This is a genomic window from Paenibacillus motobuensis (assembly GCF_039521865.1).
Classification (GTDB): domain Bacteria; phylum Bacillota; class Bacilli; order Paenibacillales; family Paenibacillaceae; genus Fontibacillus; species Fontibacillus motobuensis.
On the sequence record NZ_BAAACX010000008.1, the window covers coordinates 322870 to 343314 of the forward strand.

At 49.4% G+C, this 20445-nt stretch carries 16 protein-coding genes; 9 read left to right on the forward strand and 7 right to left on the reverse strand.

Features of this window, described 5'->3' with window-relative positions; translation table 11 throughout:
- Window positions 1-373 precede the first annotated feature (373 nt).
- The 5 genes from ABD014_RS09630 to ABD014_RS09650 all read left to right on the forward strand — a co-directional run bounded on the left by ABD014_RS09630 (window position 374) and on the right by ABD014_RS09650 (window position 8930).
- Window positions 374-4132 carry a carbohydrate-binding domain-containing protein gene (locus tag ABD014_RS09630; protein WP_343860324.1) on the forward strand — a complete coding sequence of 1253 codons (3759 nt, stop codon included), beginning with the start codon at window positions 374-376 and terminating at the stop codon, window positions 4130-4132.
- 336 nt (window positions 4133-4468) lie between these two features.
- Entirely contained in the window at window positions 4469-5245 is a 777-nt protein-coding gene (locus ABD014_RS09635) for an amino acid ABC transporter substrate-binding protein (RefSeq protein WP_343860678.1), read from the forward strand.
- 21 nt (window positions 5246-5266) lie between these two features.
- Window positions 5267-5926: an amino acid ABC transporter permease gene (locus ABD014_RS09640; protein WP_343860326.1), complete on the forward strand. Its 660-nt coding sequence runs from the start codon at window positions 5267-5269 to the stop codon at window positions 5924-5926.
- A 17-nt stretch (window positions 5927-5943) separates the two neighbouring features.
- Entirely contained in the window at window positions 5944-6687 is a 744-nt protein-coding gene (locus ABD014_RS09645; RefSeq protein ID WP_343860328.1) for an amino acid ABC transporter ATP-binding protein, read from the forward strand.
- A gap of 167 nt (window positions 6688-6854) precedes the next feature.
- On the forward strand, window positions 6855-8930 hold the full coding sequence (locus ABD014_RS09650; protein WP_343860330.1) for a GTP-binding protein: 2076 nt from the start codon (window positions 6855-6857) through the stop codon (window positions 8928-8930).
- Between the two features lie 106 nt (window positions 8931-9036).
- On the opposite strand, the gene ABD014_RS09655 is transcribed toward ABD014_RS09650, so the two are convergent.
- The 3 genes from ABD014_RS09655 to ABD014_RS09665 form a co-directional block, all read right to left on the reverse strand.
- Window positions 9037-9768, reverse strand: a complete 732-nt coding sequence (locus tag ABD014_RS09655) for an HAD family hydrolase (RefSeq protein WP_343860332.1) — start codon at window positions 9766-9768, stop codon at window positions 9037-9039.
- Window positions 9769-10089: 321 nt separating this feature from the next.
- Window positions 10090-10905 carry a TPM domain-containing protein gene (locus ABD014_RS09660; RefSeq protein WP_343860334.1) on the reverse strand — a complete coding sequence of 272 codons (816 nt, stop codon included), beginning with the start codon at window positions 10903-10905 and terminating at the stop codon, window positions 10090-10092.
- On the reverse strand, window positions 10902-11573 hold the full coding sequence (locus ABD014_RS09665; protein ID WP_343860336.1) for a LemA family protein: 672 nt from the start codon (window positions 11571-11573) through the stop codon (window positions 10902-10904). The genes ABD014_RS09660 and ABD014_RS09665 overlap by 4 nt, the downstream gene beginning before the upstream one ends.
- A gap of 331 nt (window positions 11574-11904) precedes the next feature.
- Between ABD014_RS09665 and ABD014_RS09670 the strand changes: the two genes are divergently transcribed.
- A complete protein-coding gene (locus ABD014_RS09670) occupies window positions 11905-12081 on the forward strand; it encodes a hypothetical protein (protein WP_343860338.1) in 177 nt (58 codons plus the stop codon).
- A 225-nt stretch (window positions 12082-12306) separates the two neighbouring features.
- On the opposite strand, the gene ABD014_RS09675 is transcribed toward ABD014_RS09670, so the two are convergent.
- The 4 genes from ABD014_RS09675 to ABD014_RS09690 form a co-directional block, all read right to left on the reverse strand.
- A complete protein-coding gene (locus tag ABD014_RS09675; protein WP_343860340.1) occupies window positions 12307-12762 on the reverse strand; it encodes a threonine/serine exporter family protein in 456 nt (151 codons plus the stop codon).
- Between the two features lie 30 nt (window positions 12763-12792).
- On the reverse strand, window positions 12793-13539 hold the full coding sequence (locus ABD014_RS09680; protein WP_343860680.1) for a threonine/serine exporter family protein: 747 nt from the start codon (window positions 13537-13539) through the stop codon (window positions 12793-12795).
- 88 nt (window positions 13540-13627) lie between these two features.
- A complete protein-coding gene (locus tag ABD014_RS09685) occupies window positions 13628-13966 on the reverse strand; it encodes a L,D-transpeptidase (protein WP_343860342.1) in 339 nt (112 codons plus the stop codon).
- A 267-nt stretch (window positions 13967-14233) separates the two neighbouring features.
- Window positions 14234-14554, reverse strand: coding sequence for a hypothetical protein (locus ABD014_RS09690; RefSeq protein WP_343860344.1), 321 nt, complete (start codon window positions 14552-14554; stop codon window positions 14234-14236).
- Window positions 14555-14748: 194 nt separating this feature from the next.
- Between ABD014_RS09690 and ABD014_RS09695 the strand changes: the two genes are divergently transcribed.
- The 3 genes from ABD014_RS09695 (at window position 14749) to ABD014_RS09705 (ending at window position 20410) form a co-directional block, all read left to right on the forward strand.
- Window positions 14749-15753 (forward strand): LacI family DNA-binding transcriptional regulator, encoded by a 1005-nt coding sequence (locus tag ABD014_RS09695; protein ID WP_343860682.1) that lies wholly within the window; start codon window positions 14749-14751, stop codon window positions 15751-15753.
- Window positions 15754-15830: 77 nt separating this feature from the next.
- On the forward strand, window positions 15831-17165 hold the full coding sequence (locus ABD014_RS09700) for a glycoside hydrolase family 30 protein (RefSeq protein ID WP_343860346.1): 1335 nt from the start codon (window positions 15831-15833) through the stop codon (window positions 17163-17165).
- Window positions 17166-17188: 23 nt separating this feature from the next.
- Window positions 17189-20410 (forward strand): cellobiose phosphorylase, encoded by a 3222-nt coding sequence (locus tag ABD014_RS09705; RefSeq protein WP_343860348.1) that lies wholly within the window; start codon window positions 17189-17191, stop codon window positions 20408-20410.
- The last annotated feature ends 35 nt before the right edge of the window (window positions 20411-20445 follow it).

Consider the following 20445-nt stretch of genomic DNA (forward strand, 5'->3'; position numbering starts at 1 on the left):
AGATGCCACCTACCTAGCTTCTTCCTGTCATCTTTCCTGGAATAATAACTCAAGGATAGCTGTTCCGTGTGCAATTTGCAATGAATATCGGAAAACGTTTTCTATACAAATTATTACATGTGTGCTATAATCATGAACCAAATCCACATACATTTCGATAAACGCGCGTTTATATATTTGAAACCGCTTTTATCAGGGGAAGTGAATGATTTAGTCTGGTAGAAGGGAGGAGAGATTGGCGCAACAGAGAATAGAAAAGTAGGGTGGAAGAAGGTCCATAGCTTGTTTTGATTTTTTCGGAAAACGTTTTCCGAATCGTCTCATCATTGTGAAGACATCATCAAAACTTTATATAGTTATGGGAGGGCTGAGGGTGAGAAAGAAGCTCAGGAAGCGAATGATAGCTATGATGATGACGTTAGTGCTGTTAAGCTCGCTTGTGCCAATGATGGCTGCTGCGGAGCCGGAGGGCAGTAATACAGGTAATGACTCCAGCTTGATTGTGGCTCCGGCGGTGAAGCCGTCAGTAGGGGGCGCATTGCAGATTGTCGAGGTTGACGGGGAGAAGACACTTGCCGATCAGAGTGGGAATCCAATTCAATTGCGGGGAATGAGTACACATGGATTGCAGTGGTTCCCGGAGATTATTAACGAAAATGCCTATGCCGCTTTGGCTAATGATTGGGGGGCCAATGTGATCAGGCTGGCGATGTATGTTGGTGAGAACGGATATGGTACGCCGGCTAATAAAGAAAAGATCAGGCAGAAGGTGATCGATGGAATTGACTTCGCCATCGCTAACGATCTGTATGTGATCGTGGATTGGCATGTGCATGCACCGGGGGACCCTAGGGCGGATATATATAGTGGTGCCATGGATTTCTTCAAAGATATTTCTTCACTTTACCCGAATAATGAGCATATCATCTATGAATTAGCGAATGAGCCAAGCCCGAATAATACAGATGGTCCAGGAATTCCGAATGATGAATCCGGGTGGCAGGCCATTAAGGAGTATGCCGAACCGATTGTAGAGATGCTGCGTCAAGGTGATGCAGAGAACAACATTATCATTGTGGGTACTCCGAATTGGAGCCAGCGTCCAGATCTGGCTGCGGATGATCCAATTCAAGCGGATAACATCATGTACACGGTGCATTTCTATACAGGGACACATATGCCTGCTGCGGATAGCTCCGATAGATCGAATGTCATGAGCAATGCCAGATATGCGCTGGAGCATGGTGTCTCAATTTTTGTTACGGAATGGGGGACGAGCCAGGCCAGCGGGGACGGAGGACCTTATCTACAGGAAGCCGATCAATGGCTAAGCTTCTTGAATGAGAATAACATCAGTTGGATCAACTGGTCGTTAACGAACAAGAACGAGACCTCCGCCGCCTTCATGCCACTGGAACTCGGCAAGCAGCCGGCAACCGACCTTGATCCGGGCAGTGATCAAGTCTGGTCCATTCCCGAGTTAACCGTGTCCGGTGAATATGTACGGGCAAGAATCAAGGGGATCGCGTATGAGCCGATCGACCGGAACAAATATTCTCAAGTTCTATGGGATTTCGAAGACGGAACGACCCAAGGCTTTGGGGTCAATGGAGATAGTCCGAATCCAGAGAGCATTGCATTAAGCAATGTGGACGATGCCCTGCAAATTACTGGGCTGAACGTGAGCACGGATACAAGCGAAGGGAATTATTGGGCGAATATCCGCTTATCTGCGGATGGCTGGGGGAAGTCTGCTAATATCCTGGGCGCAGAACAATTGTCTATGGATGTTATCGTAGACGAGAAGACGACGGTATCCATCGCGGCGATTCCGCAAGGACCTTCATCAGGATGGGCAAATCCGGAGCGGGCTGTACAAGTGAATGAAGATGATTTTGAGCCTTATGGTAGTAATAAATACAAGGCAGTCCTTTCCATCACGACAGAGGATTCCCCTTCATTTAAGACGATCGCTGAGAGCGCAGAAAATAATGTGATGAACAATTTGATTCTGTTCATCGGGGCGAAGGATACGAACGTGATCTCGCTCGATAATATCACAGTGACAGGCACCAAGGTGGAGATTCCGGTTATTCATGCTCCGAAAGGAACGGCCACGCTTCCTTCTGATTTCGAAGACGGTACACGACAAGGCTGGGACTGGAATCCGGAATCAGCCGTAAAAGGTCCTCTTACAATAGAGGAGATCCAAGGTTCGAAGGCTCTCTCCTGGGAGCTTGCTTATCCGGACGTTAAGCCATCCGATGGCTGGGCATCCGCAGCAAGGCTTGACCTTTATAAGGATGGTCTCATTCGTGGGGATCATGATTATGTCATGTTCGATCTGTATCTTGAGCCTGAACGGGCAAGCATAGGAGCGATGGCAATTAATCTCGTATTCCAGCCGCCTAGCGCGGGATATTGGAAGCAGGCTCCAACGAGCTATAATATTGAGTTCGATCAGATGGGAGGAGCCACGGTAACGGACTCTGTATACCACTATCCAGTGAGCCTTAATATGAGGGGAATAGATGGGATTACGGACGATACCGAGCTGCGGAATATGATTCTTATTTTTTCAGATGTGGATAGCGACTTTGCGGGAAGAATGTACATCGATAATGTCAGATTTACGGACGGATCGAATGTAGCAATACCGGCGGTTCCCGGCGGCCTGGAGGCCAAAGCAGCCGACGGATCTATAACACTGAGCTGGGAAGCAGCTGCAGGCGCCCAATATTATAACGTGAAGCGTGGTGTTCAATCGGGCGGGCCTTATACGACAGTGGCGGCTCACCTTCAAGCAACCAGTTATAAGGATACCGGATTAAGCAATGGAACCACTTATTATTATGTAGTGTCCGCTGGCAACGAATCGGGAGAAAGTGCGAACTCGATAGAGAAGCAGGCCACTCCTTATAATTCGAATAGCGGTGGAGGCGGTAATAACGGCAATTCTGGAAGCACCTCCGGGAATAGTAGCGGTGGCGGAAGCAATAGTGGCAATAATTCTTCGGACGGTTCAAGAAGCGAGATCATCGTACTTCCAGAGCCGGATCAAGACGGCAAGATCGCTGTGGAAATCGCTAAAGGTGCAGAACAAGCGATAATTGCAGCGAATGCGACAGGAATTACAGATAAGACGGTCATCGAGCTAAAAGGTGAGGATTTCATACTGCAGTTACCGGGGAAAGTCTACAAACAATTGCAGGCCCTGTTAACAGAGGAGCAATTGAAAAATGGGACTATCACGATTCAATTCAGCCAGATGACAGATGGCGACCGTTCTCTCCTATTGGATCGGATTAATAGTCGTGAAGAAGTAGATGTGCGTACTGCAGGAGCAATTTTGAATTTCTCGCTATCCATCTCTGCTGGGAAGGACAATCCTGTTCTGAAGCTGGATCGATTTGTGCAGCCGCTCACCATGATTTTAAATGTAGATGCTGGTGTGAATAAGGATCTGATCGGTATGTACCTTATCTCTTCCGACGGACTTATTAAATATATCGGCGGGACGACCCAAGACGGCAAGCTGGCAGCAGATCTGACTACGAACGGCGTATATGGCCCATTAAGCTATGATATGTCCTTCAGCGACGTTGCCGGAACGCATTGGGCGATGCCGGTATTGAAGCTGTTGGCTGCGAAGCACATTATTGAAGGAACGGGCGCAGCTCAATTTGCACCTGAGAAGTCAATCACCCGGGCGGAATTTGCGGCAATGATCGCTAGGTCGCTACAGCTCGAAGCTATAAGTCAAGTGGAGACAACGTTTACCGATGTAGCGGCTTCAGACTGGTATGCGGAAGCCATCGCAGCGGTTAGTGAATTGGGGATTGTAAATGGGCGCAGCACTTCGAGCTTCGACCCAAGGGCAACGATCACCCGTGAGGAGATGGCTGTTATTCTGGTTCGTGCCTACGAATACAGCAGGGGCCAGGTGACTTCTACGGTAGCTGTGGAGGCGTTCGCAGATCAAGCGAGCGTTAGCTCCTGGGCCCAGGAGGCTGTAGCAGAAGCGCATGCGCTTGGCTTCATTACGGGGCGGGCCAATGGCCAATTTGTACCACAGAGCCAGGCCACCCGGGCTGAGGCTGCTCAGATGATTGCAAGACTAATTAACGGATAATTGGGGTCAGGATATTGCAGGGGGTTGCTTCATGGTCATGATTTATGGCCAAGAGGCAGCCCTTGTTCTATGTGGGTGTAAAAAACCTGCATTATTACATCTTTTTCATTTAGTAGATTAGGTCAGCTGGAAATGACTTCTTTCTATCGACTATTTTACAGTAGTGTGCTATTATAGAGTCCTGATAACGTGGTAACGAACTAAAGTGTTTGGGCTGAATCTTGAGGCTGGAGTAATCATTCAAGAGCAAGCGCAAACGAACTAAAGAGCAAAATTATTTCAACATAATTACCATGATTGTTCGGATTATCGAGTATTACGGGGGAGAGAGAAATGATGAAGAAGACGGGATTAATTAGCCTAATCGTAATGGCAATGTTTGTGGCCTTGGCCGGATGCGGCACATCGGGAGCAGGCAAGAATGAGAACAAGCTGGTGATCGGGATCGATGATCAATTTGCACCGCTTGGATTCCGGGACAAAGATAATAATATCGTAGGCTTCGATATAGACTATGCTAGAGCTGCCGCGGAGAAGATGGGTAAGGAAGCGGTGTTCCAGCCAATTGATTGGAAGGCGAAGGAATCTGAGCTAAAGAGCGGCCGGATCGACTTGATCTGGAACGGATATACGATTACTGATGAACGCAAAGAGATGGTGCTGTTTACGAAGCCTTATCTGGAGAATAGCCAGGTTATCGTGACGCTGGCAGACTCGGAGATTGCTGGAGTGAATGATCTGGCAGGCAAGGTTGTCGGTCTGCAGGCACAGTCGTCGGCTGCTGATGCGCTGGATGCCAATCCGATCAAAGACAAGATCAAGACCGTATCTGAATTTTCCGATAACGTGCTTGCATTAAGCGACCTCAAGACGAAGCGTCTTGATGCGGTTATTATCGATGAAGTGGTAGCTCGCTACTATCTATCGCAAGAGGAAGGGACCTTTAAGATTCTGGAAGAGTCGTTGGCTCCTGAACTCTATGGTATCGGCGTTAAGCAAGGCAATGAAGAACTGCTGAACAAGCTGCAGCAGGCACTCGATGAACTGAACAGCAATGGGACTGCAGCGGAGATTTCTAAGAAATGGTTTGGCGAGGATAAAGTGCTGAAATAGATTCGTGAGGAGACGTTGGATATGAGCTTGGACTACATCTTAGAGATCATTGGACCTATGCTGGAAGGCGTGAAAATGACGGTGTTGCTGTTCTTTCTGGCCATCATCACGTCCGTTCCGCTCGGATTCCTCGTCACCTTAATGGTGAAGAGCCGAATTAAGCCGCTGGCAGGGCTGGCGCATACTTATATTTACGTCATGCGGGGAACGCCTCTATTGCTGCAAATGCTCGTCATTTGCTTCGGATTGCCTGTCATTCCGGGGATTGGACAGTATTTGGTCATGGATCGCTTCGTCGCTGCTTGCCTGGCCTTCACCTTGAACTATGGCGCATATTTTGCTGAGATCTTCCGCGGCGGCTTGCTGGCAATCGATCGGGGACAGTATGAGGCGGCTCAAGTGTTAGGCTTGGGCAAATGGCATACGACAACGCGAGTCGTGCTGCCGCAGATGTTCCGAATCGCGCTTCCGGCGGTAGCCAATGAATCGATTACCCTTGTGAAGGATACTGCTCTGCTCTATGCCGTTGCGGTGCCAGAGCTCCTTCATTTTGCCCAGACAGCGGTGAACCGCGACTTTACGATTGTGCCTTTCTTTGTAGCGGGGGTTATATATCTATTGATGACGCTAGTGTTGACCTTGCTGTTCAAAGCACTTGAGCGGAAGCTCAAATTCGAATAAAAGGACGTAGAATCGTTATGGCAATCATAGAGGTTATGAATCTTAGAAAATCGTTCGGTGCCGTGGATGTGCTGAAGAATGTATCCTTATCGGTCAATGCGCAGGAAGTGGTCGCCGTTATTGGTCCGTCTGGTTCTGGGAAGAGCACGATGCTGCGCAGCCTGGCGTATCTAGAGAAGATCGATGGCGGCAGCATTCAAATTGGCGGAGAATGTCTGGCCAAGGATGGAAATTATTCTGCCGCTCCTAAGGTGAAAGAGATTACATCACGGATGGGGATGGTATTCCAGCACTTCAATCTGTTCCCTCACTTAACAGTTCGCGACAATCTGGAGCTTGCGCCCCGGTTAGTGAAGAAGCTTCCCGGTGTAGAACTGCGTAATAGAGCTTCTGAGTTGTTGGAGAAGGTCGGTCTGCTTGATAAGGCTGATGTCTATCCGGCCAATCTATCCGGCGGGCAGAAGCAGAGAGTGGCGATTGCAAGGGCACTAATGATGAGTCCAGAGATTCTGCTCTTTGACGAGCCGACATCAGCGCTTGATCCAGAGTTAACGGGCGAGGTGTTGGAAGTCATGAAGCAGCTTGCTGAGGAGCATATGACAATGATCGTTGTTACTCATGAGATGGGTTTTGCGCGCGAAGTCGCCGATCGGGTCATGTTCATGGCCGACGGTGAGTTCATTGAAGCAGGAACACCGGAGCAAATATTTGATCATCCACAGCATGAGCGGACAAAAGCTTTTTTAACTAGAGTGTTATAGGAATGAGAAGTGTAAATCGGCTGTTTGAGCAAAATCATACAACGGGGCGCCACAGGGTGCTTCGTTTTTTGCTATGGGAAGAATCTGAATCGGCATTTCTTATATCATGGGATGGCCATGTCGGTTATAATAATTGAACAATTAACACCCCTAGTAAGGAGAATAATATGGCACAATCCGGAATAAAGCGGCTAAACGTCGGGATATTTGCGCATGTGGATGCGGGAAAGACGACGACGACAGAGCATATTTTATTTGAGAGCGGTCGAACCCGGGAATTGGGAAGCGTGGACGAGGGGACGGCTTTGACTGATTCAATGGACGTAGAGCGGCAGCGTGGCATCTCCGTGCGATCAGCGCTTACTGCATTCCATTGGAACGGGGCTCAGATTAATTTGGTAGATACACCGGGGCATGTCGATTTTCTGTCTGAGGTGGAGCGCTCTTTGCGCGTGATGGACTGTGCTGTCCTCATCGTGTCGGCTGTAGAAGGAGTACAGGCACAGACAGAGCTGATCTGGAACGGATTGCTTAGACTGGGTATTCCGACCTTGTTATTTGTGAATAAGATGGACCGGGTCGGAGCTGATTCGGAGGTGGTATTAGAGCAAATTCGTAAGCATCTCTCGCCTGATGCCATACCGCTGCAAATCCCACTGGGAAGGGAACAGGGATTCCGTGGTACGGTACATCTGTTAGACGAATATTCGGCAAACGGTGAGGAGTCGCCTGCAAATGATCGCCCTGAATATGAGTTCGTTGGAGTAAATCGAACGATTGAAAATAGGACTGACGAGGAAGAACGGGATCTTGAACAAGCGCGCGACCGACTCTACGATTTTCTCGCGGAGCGGGATGAGGCCTTATTTGAAGCCTACTTGGAGAATGATCCAGTCCCAGTAGAACGATGGATGAGCACGATGAGTGAGATGATCAGGAAGGCGCTTATTTTTCCGATCATGTATGGAGCGGCATCGCGGGGAATAGGCATCCCAGCTCTGCTTGATGCTATCGTACAATATTTGCCTGATGCGGGGGGCGATCCGCAAGGTGCTCTATCTGGCATTGTCTTCAAGATAGAACGGGACAAGATGATGGGGCGGATGGCTTATGTTCGTGTATATGAAGGGAGTATGCGTAACCGGGATATCGTATACAACCATACACAGGGCATTCAGGAGAAAGTGACGCAAATCCGCAAGGTCGAAGGAGGCCGTACCGAAGATCTCGGGCTGCTGGAAGCGGGGGATATTGCCGCTGTCTGTGGTCTGACACAGGTCAGAATCGGGGATGTGCTGGGGGGACCAGAGGCGATTCCGCCGGAGGCCCATCTCGCAGTACCATTGCTGACGGTACGCGTTCATTGGGCGAATGAGGAACAATATCCGCAAGTCGTTCAGGCACTGCAGGAGCTGTCCGATGAAGACCCCCTGCTCGATGTGCAGTGGCTGCAGGATGAGCGCGAGCTGCATGCCAAGGTGATGGGACCGATTCAGCTCGAAATATTGAGCAGTATTCTAGAGACGCGATATGGATTAGCCGTAACCTTCGGGCAGCCTTCGGTCATCTACAAGGAGACGCCGCTGCAGAGCGGTGAGGGCTTCATCGCATATACAATGCCTAAGCCGTGCTGGGCGATACTGCGCTTCAAGATTGAGCCGGGGCCTCGGGGCAGCGGACTAGTCTATGAATCACAGGTCAAGAGCGAGGATTTGCTGGCACAATACCAGAACGAAGTACAGCGGCGGGTACCGGAGGCACTTATGCAGGGACTCTATGGCTGGGAAGTGACCGATCTGAAGGTCACCCTGGTATATGGTCAGCATCATGTATGGCATACACATCCGCTTGATTTCGCTGTGGCGACGCCCATGGGGATGATGGATGGCTTGGCGAATACAGGAACAGCATTGCTGGAGCCGATGCTACGTGTGCGGATCATCGTCCCGGAAGAGAATGGGGGCCGGGTCATGAATGATCTGGTACAGATGCGCGGTACCTTCGATCCGCCTGTGCTTCAAGGAGAGCGGATGCTGATAGAAGGCAGGGTTCCGCTTGCGACATCGATGAATTACCCGGTAGAGCTCAACTCCTATACGAAGGGACGCAGTACATTCGCTTCCTTCTTCGACGGCTATGAGCTATGTCCGCCTGAGGTGAAGGCGGTAAGACAACGCCGAGGTGTTAATCCGCTGGATCAGGCAAAATATATACTCAGCGTAAGAAAAGCGCTGCAAGGATAATCATCCATCCTGCAGCGCTTTTTTGTTGATGGGACAAACCCCATTCTACATATAAGCCATCTTACAATATATGTTCAAAAGGCAAAAGCGGACTTTTGAACAACCCTTATAGCAGAAGAGATGCCAATTCATCATAGCTTGCAGCCTCATAATGAGGACGATGCTCGGATTCGGGTCCAACCTTACGATGATTGAACCAGATCACATTCCAGCCGCCGTTCAATGCGCCGATGACATCATTGCGCCAGGAATCGCCAATGTAGCAGCAAGCTTCGGCAGGAAGCCCGAGCTTCTCGGCGACGTGATCGAATAAACCACGGTCCGGCTTCGTGATTCCGACTGCACCGGAGATGAAGATGAGCTCGGCGGGGATTATTTCCCGGAGTCCCAGAGCAGTGATCTTCTGCATTTGATGCTGTGGCGGTCCGTTCGTAATCAATCCGACGGTAACACCATTATCCTTCAATTGACTGATTAGCTCCTTGGCTCCAGCGAATAATTGGATCGTGAATTGATGCTGCAAATACTCCTCCTGCACCTTGTCCGCTTGCATATCTGTGACATGCAGCCCGAATTCCTCTAAGGTAAATTTGAATCGGTTACGCCGCATTTCCAGAAGTACAGTACCATGAGTTGGCGTCCCCCCGGCTTGGGCAGATAAGTAATCGCTATAATATCTCATCCGATGATAAGCTGCCTCATAGGGGAACTGTTCATGGGTATGAAGTACATTTTGCAGTGCTTGGCGAAACGGGATGAGATGATCATATAAGGTGTCATCTACATCAAAGAATACGGCCTGCGGGGTTAGAGCAGCTTGTGATGATGGGATATTCATGTTCTAGAGACTCTCTCCTTCAAGAGGTAGTTCAAAAAGTCCGATTTTGATCACGAAGTGAATCAGAAAGCTAATTCGGCATCGAATCTTGAATTCAGCTGGGGCTAAGCGGATGCTTACGAAGTCATGTTTCCTACGGAAACATCTCAGGTGCTCACGTACCTACTACGTACGCTCCGCTCCTCAGCCCCTAGTTTCATCCAACCTTCTTGGTGCCGAAAACCGTACTTTTTGAACACACATCAAATATGGGTCTACTAGACATTATACCGGATGTATGGGTAAGCTGCTCAGATATAGCTCAGTCAGATGAGTGTAAGGCTAGAATCTTCGGCTTGCGCCTCCACCGCCTGAGGATCCACCACCACCACCGCTGAATCCGCCGCCGCCGAATCCGCCGCCTCCCCCTCGGCCACCGCCACGGCTGAGCATTGCCAGCAGGAAGAAGGTCATTCGGCCTCCGAAGAAGATGAAATCGATCGCCAAGAAGACGACTACCAAGATGATCCAGCCGAGAGGAAGATCGCCGCCCTCATCACCAGGAGATTCCGGGACGACTACATTTTGCGGCGTTAATTGATCCTCTACCCCGTATTCCTTGGCTACTTCATTGTAGAGTACCTTATAAGTCTCCACGATGGCATCGCCAGGCTTATTCTGAACAAGATAGGGAATCGTGACCTGATCGAGGATTCGTCCAACTTTCCCGTCGGGCAGGGCCCCTTCCAAGCCGTATCCCACCTCAATCCGCAGCGGGCGATTACCAGGTTCTCCATCCTCCATCGAGAGGAGCAGCAGCACCCCGTTGTTCAATTTCTGATCGCCCAGACGATACTGTCGAAAGGCTTGCAACGCATATTCCTCTACGGAATAACCATCCAGTGAAGTCACCGTTAAAACGGCGATTTGCGCTTTTGTCTTATCCTCCAACGCCCGTCCAAGCCTGTTCAGCTCATACATCTGGTCGCTGGATAGCAACTTCTCGAAATCCTGAACATAAATATCTCCGCGAGGAGCAGGTATCTTCGGGGCTGCATCAGCGACTAGACTGTAAGGAAAGAGCAGGGAGATGATTGCCAGCAGAAGCAGACCAGGCCGGAACAGATTCCGCAGAAGCCGCTTCGAGTGGCTGATCATGCGCTTGCACCGGCCATCGGTACGACTGCTGCTGCAAATACTCCGCTCATTGGAGCAGCCTTGTCATCAAAGCGAAGCGACGTATTTCCTGTGCCAAAATCGACCTGCGGATTCGTTCTCGATTCTGTGGTTGTCTCGAAATAGGCTCTCTTATCGAAGCCCATCATACCGGCGAGCAGATTGCCTGGGAAACGCTTGATCAGTTTATTATAATCGGCAACTGCATTGTTATAGTCGTTCCGGGCAACAGCGATGCGATTCTCGGTACCTGATAATTCGTCCATCAGCTGAGTAAATTGCGTGTCTGCCTTAAGCGTAGGGTAGTTCTCGACTACGACCAGCAAGCGGCTAAGCGCGCTCGAGAGCTGTGCGTCGGCATCTGCCATCTCGGCTGGAGTCCTTGCTCCTCCCAAGGCCGCGCGGGCATCGGAGACAGACTTAATGACTTCCTTCTCATGTTCTGCATAGCCTTTTACCGTATTGACCAGATTTGGAATCAGATCATATCTGCGTTGCAGCTGTACGTCAATCTTGCTCCATTGCTGATCCACCGTCTCTTCCGCAGTAACATACGAATTATATTTACCTGCGAACATGGCGATGAAGATGACAATTACAGCAACAATAATGACTACTGGTATTAACCAGCCTCTTCTTCTTGAATTCATAAATTCTCCTCCTCATTTACTGCTAACAGTACTTTATGGGACTTGCACGTGAACTATTCATTTTTACGAATTAGATAGCACATAGTTTCATGATTGCTGAAAAAAACTCAATTTTCAGAAATTGAGAAAAATTTGCAAGAGAGATTAAGACCATGCGGGAGGATGTTGGAGGATGTTTAAGAATGTGATTTATGAGATGAATCAGGCCGCGCTGGATTGTAGTATTTTTGGCTTGAAGGGAGTGTATTGGATTTCCCCTGAGAGGGTGAAAGCTCTATACTAGAAACTGTATTTATTAATCGTGACTATAACTTAGAGGAGATGACTTTGCTTGCGTAATCATGAGATGTTGGAGCGCCGCAGTGAAATGCTAAAACGACGGATTGGCGAATTGATCGCCAAGGAGAACCAATACGGATTAGGAAGGCAAGAAAGTCACTTTCTGCAGATGTCGATCAGAGAACTGCATCAGACTGCGTTTGAGCTGAACGGAAAAACTCAAGCCTAAGCCAAATTTGCAAAATGAAAAATCAGGGATATCCGCTGGCACGAAAATTCTGCGGATTATCCCTGATTTTTTACTTTGTTATTGTATCCAAGGTGAGCCTGTAGAGACATCGCCAGACATCCAGCAATATCTCGATAATCATCCTGGTGGTTCATCCTCATTACAAACTATGTCCTTAAACACAGCAGTTCAAAGACCCCGGTTCCCGATGATGGAAGCTGGGGTCTATTTGTTGCGGAGCCTATTCGGTACCCGGATTGGGATTTTGCGGATCAGCTGATTCAGAACCTCGGATATGACAAGTCCGATGGCAATGGAGCCGGAGATCAGAAATGCCTGGGCTGCAAGCTGAACAGCTGCATAATAATTATTTTCCACGAATCTTCGCATCGCGTCATAAGCTAGTCCTCCAGGAACAAGGGGAATAATTCCGGCAACGCTGAAAATAATAACAGGTTTCTTGTAAATTCGGGCGAAGAACTGGCTAATCACCCCGATGATGAAGGTCGCCGTGACGGTGGCAAATATTGTATCGATGCGGGGGGCTAGCAAGTAGTAAGCTGCCCAGCCTAACATCCCGGACAGACCGCACTGCAGTAAGGTACGCCGTGGTGCATTGAAGATGACGACGAATGCGGCGCTGGCGAAGAAGCTGGTAATTAGCTGCAGAATAAGCGTCATATGTCAATCAAGCCTTCCCTTTCTGGCAAATTAGAATATCGTGAATATCACAGCAACACCCGAGCCAATTGCAAAGGCGGTCAGAAAAGCTTCCGCACCGCGAGACAGGCCTGAGACCAAATGGCCAGCCATCAAATCCCTGACAGCATTTGTAATCAGCAGACCAGGTACAAGCGGCATCACTGAGCCAATAATAATCTTGTCCAGCTGTGAACCGACTCCAATAGAGACAAGTAGGAACGCAAGTAGTCCGATCAGCAAAGAGGCGACAAATTCGGCGAAAAATCTTACTTTTACCCAACGATGCAGCAAAATGAATGCCAGGAATCCTAGTCCGCCGCATAGTACTCCGGGGATGAAATCGGATAAACCCGCTTTGAACATATAAGTGAAGCAACCGCTCGATAGAGCTGCGGCTGCAATTTGTACCCATACGGGATAAGCCTGATTCACAGTATCGACCTCAGTCAATAGCTTGTAGGCATCATCTACTGATAGTGCATGACTGCACAATTTCCTGGAGATGTCGTTCACCCTGGACACCTTCTGCAGGTCCGTTGTCCTGTCCTGTACCCGGATCAGCTTCGCTTGCTGCTTCTCTCCGCACTGAAAGATGATACCAGTAGGGGTAACGTAGCTCTGCGAAGGGGTCAGATTTAATGCGTCGGCGATCCGAATCATCGTATCCTCCACCCGGTATGTCTCTGCTCCGCTTTGCAGCATGATTCGTCCTGCCAGAAGACATATATCGATAGGATCATGTGTAGCTGCAGACATGCTGTCCAAACTGGTTCCCCGTCCTTTCTAAATAACTGCAGTCATTATATCACGAGTGTTCCCCAATGCGAATACTTTTGTCCCCCAACTAGCCTCGTATTGTCACTCGGGTTCCAATCGCTACAAGGGAAGCGAGCTCCAGTACGTCACTGTTGAACATACGGATACAGCCATGGGAGACAATATGGCCGATCGAGGAGGGATCATTCGTCCCATGAATGCCATAATGCGGCTTGGACAACCCCATCCAGAAAGCTCCGAAAGGACCTCCGGGATTGGGCTGCTTGTTAATAATGGTATAGTCGCCAATGGGAGTTGGAGTGAGCATCTTGCCGACGCCGATCGGGTACCCTTTGACTACTGTATCACCGTCCAATAAGTAGAGTTGACGATCCGATAAATCCACAATGATGCGATAATCAGGCATGAAATGTCCTCCCTTGAATTGAAAATGTGAAGCTCAGGAAAGCGGGGGATTTTTATGATATGCTTACTGTTATTCTGCAATCCGGGCTGTGTTGCAGTGCTTGGATTTGGTTTCCTTGGAGTGATCTATCCAACGATGTCCTCCGTTATTTATAATCTTATGTTTGAGAATCAGAGTTTGATCACATTGATTATAAGGAGAAAAGTTCACAAGAAATGAAATCCGGGCTAGGGGAATGTAACGTACATTCCTCTAGCCCGGTTCTTGTTAGTCTTGTTCTTCTTCGACTTCATCTCCATTGTAGCCGTTCAAGAGATCTATACCATGCATCGTCGTATCGATATCGGGTATAGCTGGATCTACAGGGGTATCCGACTGTATCGCGTCTGCATCGGGAACATCTGGGAATGTTTCTTCGCGATCATCGCTGCTGCTGTTCTCAGGACCGGGTTCGCTTATACCTTGGGTAATTCGGGTATCGAAGGGGAGTGCATCGTCGCGCGGGATATCGTTCTCGAAGCGGTATTCTGCAAGCAGCTTATGTTGCTCGTAGACAAGATCACCAGTCGTCTTCGGGTAATCGTCCATGATGAAGTTCCTCCTGTATATAGTCTATAGGGTGATTGGTTGGTCATATGGGAAGTTTACCCCGGATCACCCAGGTTCAACCATGAATTTGAAGTTATGCCGTAACACTGACATTCTGGTCTGGCTATTGACTTCAATCTGGAGGACGACTACAATTTCCATGAATCGTGCGGACGATACAGGAGGCGAGAAGTATAGTTACCATTTATGATATAGCCAAAAAAACCGGGTTCTCCCCGACGACGGTCTCCAAGGTATTCAACGGTTATTCCGATGTCAGCCAGAAGACGAGACGAATCATTATGGATACTGCCAAGGAGCTGGGCTATTTGCCAAATGCTCATGCCCGGTCATTGACGACGAAGCGCTCATGGACGATCGGCATCTTGTTCATTGAAACCTCTGGGGTTGGACTTCTCCATCCTTATTTCGGTGGAGTAATCGAGGGGTTCAAGAAGGTAGCTACTTCTAAAGGATATGACTTGATGTTTGTCTCCAAGGATATCGGCGGCAAGAAGAGCGGTTATCTGGAGCATTGTAAAATTCGTGGCGTCGACGGTGTTGTGATTGTGTTACCGGATTATACGGACCCCTACTTCATCGAGCTATTGGAATCCGATATCCCTTGTGTGCTGCTGGATCAAGAGTCGGACAGCAAGAGTACGGTCTATTCGGATAATGTGGCGGGAAGTATTGAGGCGATTGAGTACTTATATTCGCTGGGTCATCGTGATATCGCTTATATTAACGGCGGTCAGACCTTTGCGGGAGAGAAGCGGCTGCAGGGCTATATGCAGGGGATGCAGAAATTGGGTCTGCCAGTTCAACCGCAGCGTATTGTACAGGGAAGCTATGATTATACGGTGGAATCCGGGCGGATTGCGATGGAGGAACTGTTGAAGTCGGATACGTTGCCAACAGCTGTCTTCGTGGCTGGGGACAATTTCGCAATTGGCGCCATTAGTGCCATTAAGGCACATGGCCTCTCGGTGCCGGAGGATATTTCAGTAGTTGGTTTCGACGATATAGAAATGGCGAAATATTTAACACCGGCCTTAACGACGGTCCGGCAGGATACATATGTACTTGGCAAGCGCGCCGCTGACATGTTAATCTATTGCATAGAAGGCGGATCAGAATTACAACAGGCTGTTATTCCAGTTGAATTGGTAATCCGGGATTCATGCCGTCCGCTATGATGTTCCGGTTTCCTTTTTTTTAACGAAATTCGAAACCGGTTTCGTTTCAATGATTACAAGAATAAGGAGAGATGAAGATGGCAAAATGGTCTAAAATTCTTACCGCACGTGATTCAGGAGAGAGGCTTGCATCTCAGGGACAGATTGTAAGCGTTAGCAGCGAATTGGAGCAATCGGCAATCAAACTTGATCCGGAGCAGCAGTTCCAGACGATCCTTGGATTCGGAGGGGCGTTTACCGAGGCGGCTGCTTATACGTTGTCGCGTATGAGCCCGGAGAAGAGGGATGAAGCCGTCCGCAGTTATTTTGATCCAGAACATGGTCTGGGCTATACGATCGGCAGAGTGCATATCCATAGCTGTGACTTCGCACTGGAGAATTACACTTATGTAGAGGATAACGATATAGATCTGAACAGCTTCGATATTTCCAGAGACCGGAAATGGGTTCTTCCGCTGATCCATGATGCCGTGAAGACAGCAGGGAAGGATATTACGATGCTTGCATCGCCTTGGAGTCCGCCAGCATGGATGAAGACGAACGGGGAGATGAACAACGGCGGTCAATTGAAGCCTGAATTCCGTGATGCGTGGGCGCTGTACTATACCAAGTTCATCAAGGCCTATCGCCAGGAAGGTGTTCCAATCTGGGGGATTACTGTCCAAAATGAACCGGCTGCAGTGCAGACTTGGGATTCCTGTATCTACAGCGGCGAGGAGGAGCGCGATTTCGTGCGCGATTACCTTGGCCCTACGATGCATCGCGAAGGATTGGCGGATGTGAATATCCTGATTTGGGACCATAACCGCGATCTGATGGTGGAACGGGCCTCGGCGGTGCTCTCGGACCCGGAGGCTGCCAAGTATGTATGGGGAACCGGGTTCCACTGGTATGTCAGTGAGGAGTTTGAGAATGTCGGCAAGGTGCATGATCTATTCCCGGATAAGCATCTGCTCTTCACAGAAGGCTGCAAGGAAGGCGGAGCCAAGTTCGGCAGCTGGACGAATGGCGAGCACTATGGCCGTAATATGATCGGTGACCTGAACCAATGGACAGAGGGCTATCTGGACTGGAACCTGGTTCTGGATGAGACCGGCGGACCGAACCATGTCAACAATCTGTGCGATGCACCGATCATTGCTGATACGAAGACGAATAAGCTTCATTACAATATTTCCTACTACTATATCGGCCATTTCAGCAAATACATCGCACCGGGTGCGGTACGAATCGGCGTGAGCTCCGGGAATGCGGCCCTCGGTACGACGGCATTCCGCAATCCGGATGGCAGTATAGCCGCTGTGGTTATGAATGAAACGGATGAGCAGCAAGCTTTCTCGCTTGTTCTGGGAACAGAAGGGATCTCCGAAGTGCTCCCAGCACATTCGATCGCGACTTATATCATCAAGTAAATACGATTGGGGGGCAATCATCTATGCCTAATTATATGTTCAAGGACAATGCATTTGTTATCGAGCAGTTCGATCAAGCGAAGCCATTCTCCAGCTTCCTGCCAGGGATTGCCGGACTCAAAGGGATTCCGATGTGGACCTTCTATGTGAACCGCGGCCAGGCAGTATGCAGCTTCGGGATTCGCGACAAGAACAGTCCGATTATGGAATTCTCTCCTGCCAGCATATCCTATCAGTCGGTATCGATGAAGGGGTTCCGCACTTTCATCAAGATGGATGGACAGGACTCTATATATGAACCATTCCAGAGCACTGCCCCAGACCAGGATGCTCTGCGCAGGATGGAAATCCGCTCTAACGATATCAGCATCACAGAAGTTCACGCGTCCAAAGGATTGCAGACCAAGGTGACTTATTTTCATATTCCCAATGATGACTTCGCAGCGCTTGTGCGCAAGGTTGAGTTGACGAATATTTCCGGGCAGCCGATTCATCTGGAAGCTCTTGACGGGATGCCGGAAATACTGCCGTACGGAGTAGAGAATTCAGGCTATAAGGAGATCGGCAACCTGCTGCGCAGCTGGATGGAGGTCGAGAATCTGGATCAGGGCGTTCCATATTACCGCGTTCGTTCCAGTACAGGCGACGAAGCTGAGGTCAGTGAGGTGAAGAACGGCCACTTCTATCTCTCCTTCAACGATGAAGGTCAGTTGATTCGGCCAATTGCTGATTTTGAGATTGTTTTCGGCGATAATACATCGCTCGGCTATCCCGACCGCTTCGCAGACCATTCTGTTGCTGATCTCAAGCGGGAGACCCAATACTGTACGAATAAAGTACCATGCGGCTTCAGCGGAACGGAAGTGTCGCTGCAAGCTGGACAGAGTACGGTCATTTATAGCTTAATCGGAAATATTGACAGTCTGGAGCGATTAAATCAGAAGGTGTCCTCGATTGCTTCCCCAGCTTATGTAGAGTTAAAGTATGCGGAAGCGAGCAGGCTGACCGAGGAGTTAACCGAGGATATTGCTACAAAAACAGCTGAACCCCTGTTCGACGCCTATAGCAGGCAGAGCTATCTTGATAATTTCCTGCGCGGAGGGTATCCATTTATTTTCGATAACGGAAAAGATGGCAACGTCATTCATTTATATTCACGCAAGCATGGGGATCTTGAGCGGGACTACAACTTCTTCTCGATCGCACCTGAATTTTATTCCCAAGGCAACGGGAACTTCCGGGATGCGAATCAGAACCGGCGCAGTGATGTTTACTTCAACCCGCAGGTCGGCACGTTCAATATCAGAACCTTCTTCAGTCTGATTCAGGCTGACGGCTACAATCCATTGAGCGTGGAGGGCACAAGCTTCCAGGTGCCTTCTGACAAGGCAGCGCAGCTACAGGAATGGCTGGAGAATGCGCTTCATTCACATCGGCAGGAGCTGGAGAAGATCTGCCTCGGCAAGTTCACTCCCGGCCAGATTATTACCTATATCGCCAGCCGCAGTGTGAAGCTGAAGATCAGTGAGGAAGAATTGCTTAGCGGAATTTTGAAGCTGGCGGTTCAGAATATAGAGGCATCCTTCGGCGAAGGCTACTGGTCGGATCACTGGACTTATAATATGGACCTGATCGACAGTTATCTGGATATTTTCCCGGATCACAAAGCGGAGATGCTGTTCGGAGAGAAGGAATACACCTACTTCGACAGCCCGGTTCGCGTTCTGCCGCGTAGTGAGAAGTATGTGCTCAATGGCGATCAAGTTCGCCAGTACGGAGCGACGGTCCATGATGATGAGAAAATGCAGAAGCTCGGGGTGTCGTTGAAGCATACCAACTGGCTTAGAACCGGATACGGCAGCGGAGAGGTGTATCATACAAATCTGTTCGTTAAGCTGTTGTCACTCTCCCTGGTGAAGTTCGCCACGCTGGATCCTTATGGAATGGGGATCGAGATGGAAGGCAATAAGCCTGGCTGGAATGATGCGATGAATGGCTTGCCAGGTTTATTTGGATCAGGTATGAGCGAGACTGTCGAATTAACCCGGATTGTGAAATTTGTATTGCAGTCGGCTGCGGAATTGCCTGACCAAATGGTTGCAGTGCCTAAGGAAATGTCCACACTTCTCCAGAAGGTAGCAGGATATTTAACGCAGAATTTGTCGGGTGAGTTGACAGAATTCGATTATTGGGATCAAGTAGCCTCGGCCCGTGAGCATTACCGTGACGAGATCCGATTCGGCATCAGCGGAGAGGAAGTCATGCTGAAGGCAGGAGAATTACTGCCAATCTACCGCCAGATGGAACAGAAGCTTGATCAAGGCATTAAGCTGGCAATCCAGTTCGGGAACGGACTTGTACCAACCTATTTTGTATACGAGGCGGTAGAATATGAAGCGGTCGTTGATGAGCTGGGTCAGCCTGTCATTAGCGGCTACGGCTTGCCGAAAGCCCGGGTCAAGCGGCTTGATCCAAGACCGCTGCCGCATTTCCTCGAGGGTCCGGCCCGCTGGATGAAGACGCTGAATGATCCAGAAGAAGCGAGAAGGGCTTATGAGCAAATCCGTCGCAGCGATCTGTTCGATGATAAGATCCAAATGTATAAGACCTCGGTAAGTCTTGACGGGGAGAGCCATGAGATCGGACGGATCCGTGCTTTCACCGCAGGATGGCTGGAGCGGGAATCCGTCTTTCTTCATATGAGCTATAAATATCTGCTTGCACTATTAAAGAGCGGGCTGCAGGAGCAGTTCTTCCATGAGATGAGAACCTCATTGATTCCGTTCCTTGATCCGGCAGTGTATGGACGCAGTACGCTGGAGAATTCGTCCTTCATCGCGACCAGTGTAAATCCGGACCCTAAGGTGCATGGCCGGGGATTTGTGGCCAGACTTAGCGGCTCTACGGCTGAATTTATCAGTATATGGATGATGATGATGGCGGGTCCACATGTGTTCCGAATGCAAGGAGAAGAGCTTCAGCTCGCCTTCGCTCCATCGTTACCAAGCTGGCTGTTCGATGAACAGGGGGAAGTTGCGTTCAAATTCCTGGGAACGACAGAAGTAACTTATCATAATCCGGGGAGAGGCAATACGTATGGTCCGGACGGGGCCACGGTTCAATCTATCGTCTTACAGCATGAGAACGGCGATACTGTTCAAGTAGACGGTCCTGTAATCAGCGGCAGGCTGGCGGAGCAAGTCCGGGCCGGCCAATTCGCAGCGATTCGTATTGAACTTGGCTAGTGGAATTATACTAATAATTATGGCAATTGAGCGTA

Excerpts from the sequence above, each read along its gene's own strand:
- ABD014_RS09635 (WP_343860678.1), top strand. The coding sequence starts at position 4,469 with ATGAAGAAGACGGGATTAATTAGCCTAATCGTAATGGCAATGTTTGTG.
- ABD014_RS09640 (WP_343860326.1), top strand. The coding sequence starts at position 5,267 with ATGAGCTTGGACTACATCTTAGAGATCATTGGACCTATGCTGGAAGGC.
- ABD014_RS09645 (WP_343860328.1), top strand. The coding sequence starts at position 5,944 with ATGGCAATCATAGAGGTTATGAATCTTAGAAAATCGTTCGGTGCCGTG.
- ABD014_RS09650 (WP_343860330.1), top strand. The coding sequence starts at position 6,855 with ATGGCACAATCCGGAATAAAGCGGCTAAACGTCGGGATATTTGCGCAT.
- ABD014_RS09655 (WP_343860332.1), bottom strand. The coding sequence starts at position 9,768 with ATGAATATCCCATCATCACAAGCTGCTCTAACCCCGCAGGCCGTATTC.
- ABD014_RS09660 (WP_343860334.1), bottom strand. The coding sequence starts at position 10,905 with ATGATCAGCCACTCGAAGCGGCTTCTGCGGAATCTGTTCCGGCCTGGT.
- ABD014_RS09665 (WP_343860336.1), bottom strand. The coding sequence starts at position 11,573 with ATGAATTCAAGAAGAAGAGGCTGGTTAATACCAGTAGTCATTATTGTT.
- ABD014_RS09675 (WP_343860340.1), bottom strand. The coding sequence starts at position 12,762 with ATGACGCTTATTCTGCAGCTAATTACCAGCTTCTTCGCCAGCGCCGCA.
- ABD014_RS09680 (WP_343860680.1), bottom strand. The coding sequence starts at position 13,539 with ATGTCTGCAGCTACACATGATCCTATCGATATATGTCTTCTGGCAGGA.
- ABD014_RS09685 (WP_343860342.1), bottom strand. The coding sequence starts at position 13,966 with ATGCCTGATTATCGCATCATTGTGGATTTATCGGATCGTCAACTCTAC.
- ABD014_RS09690 (WP_343860344.1), bottom strand. The coding sequence starts at position 14,554 with ATGGACGATTACCCGAAGACGACTGGTGATCTTGTCTACGAGCAACAT.
- ABD014_RS09700 (WP_343860346.1), top strand. The coding sequence starts at position 15,831 with ATGGCAAAATGGTCTAAAATTCTTACCGCACGTGATTCAGGAGAGAGG.
- ABD014_RS09705 (WP_343860348.1), top strand. The coding sequence starts at position 17,189 with ATGCCTAATTATATGTTCAAGGACAATGCATTTGTTATCGAGCAGTTC.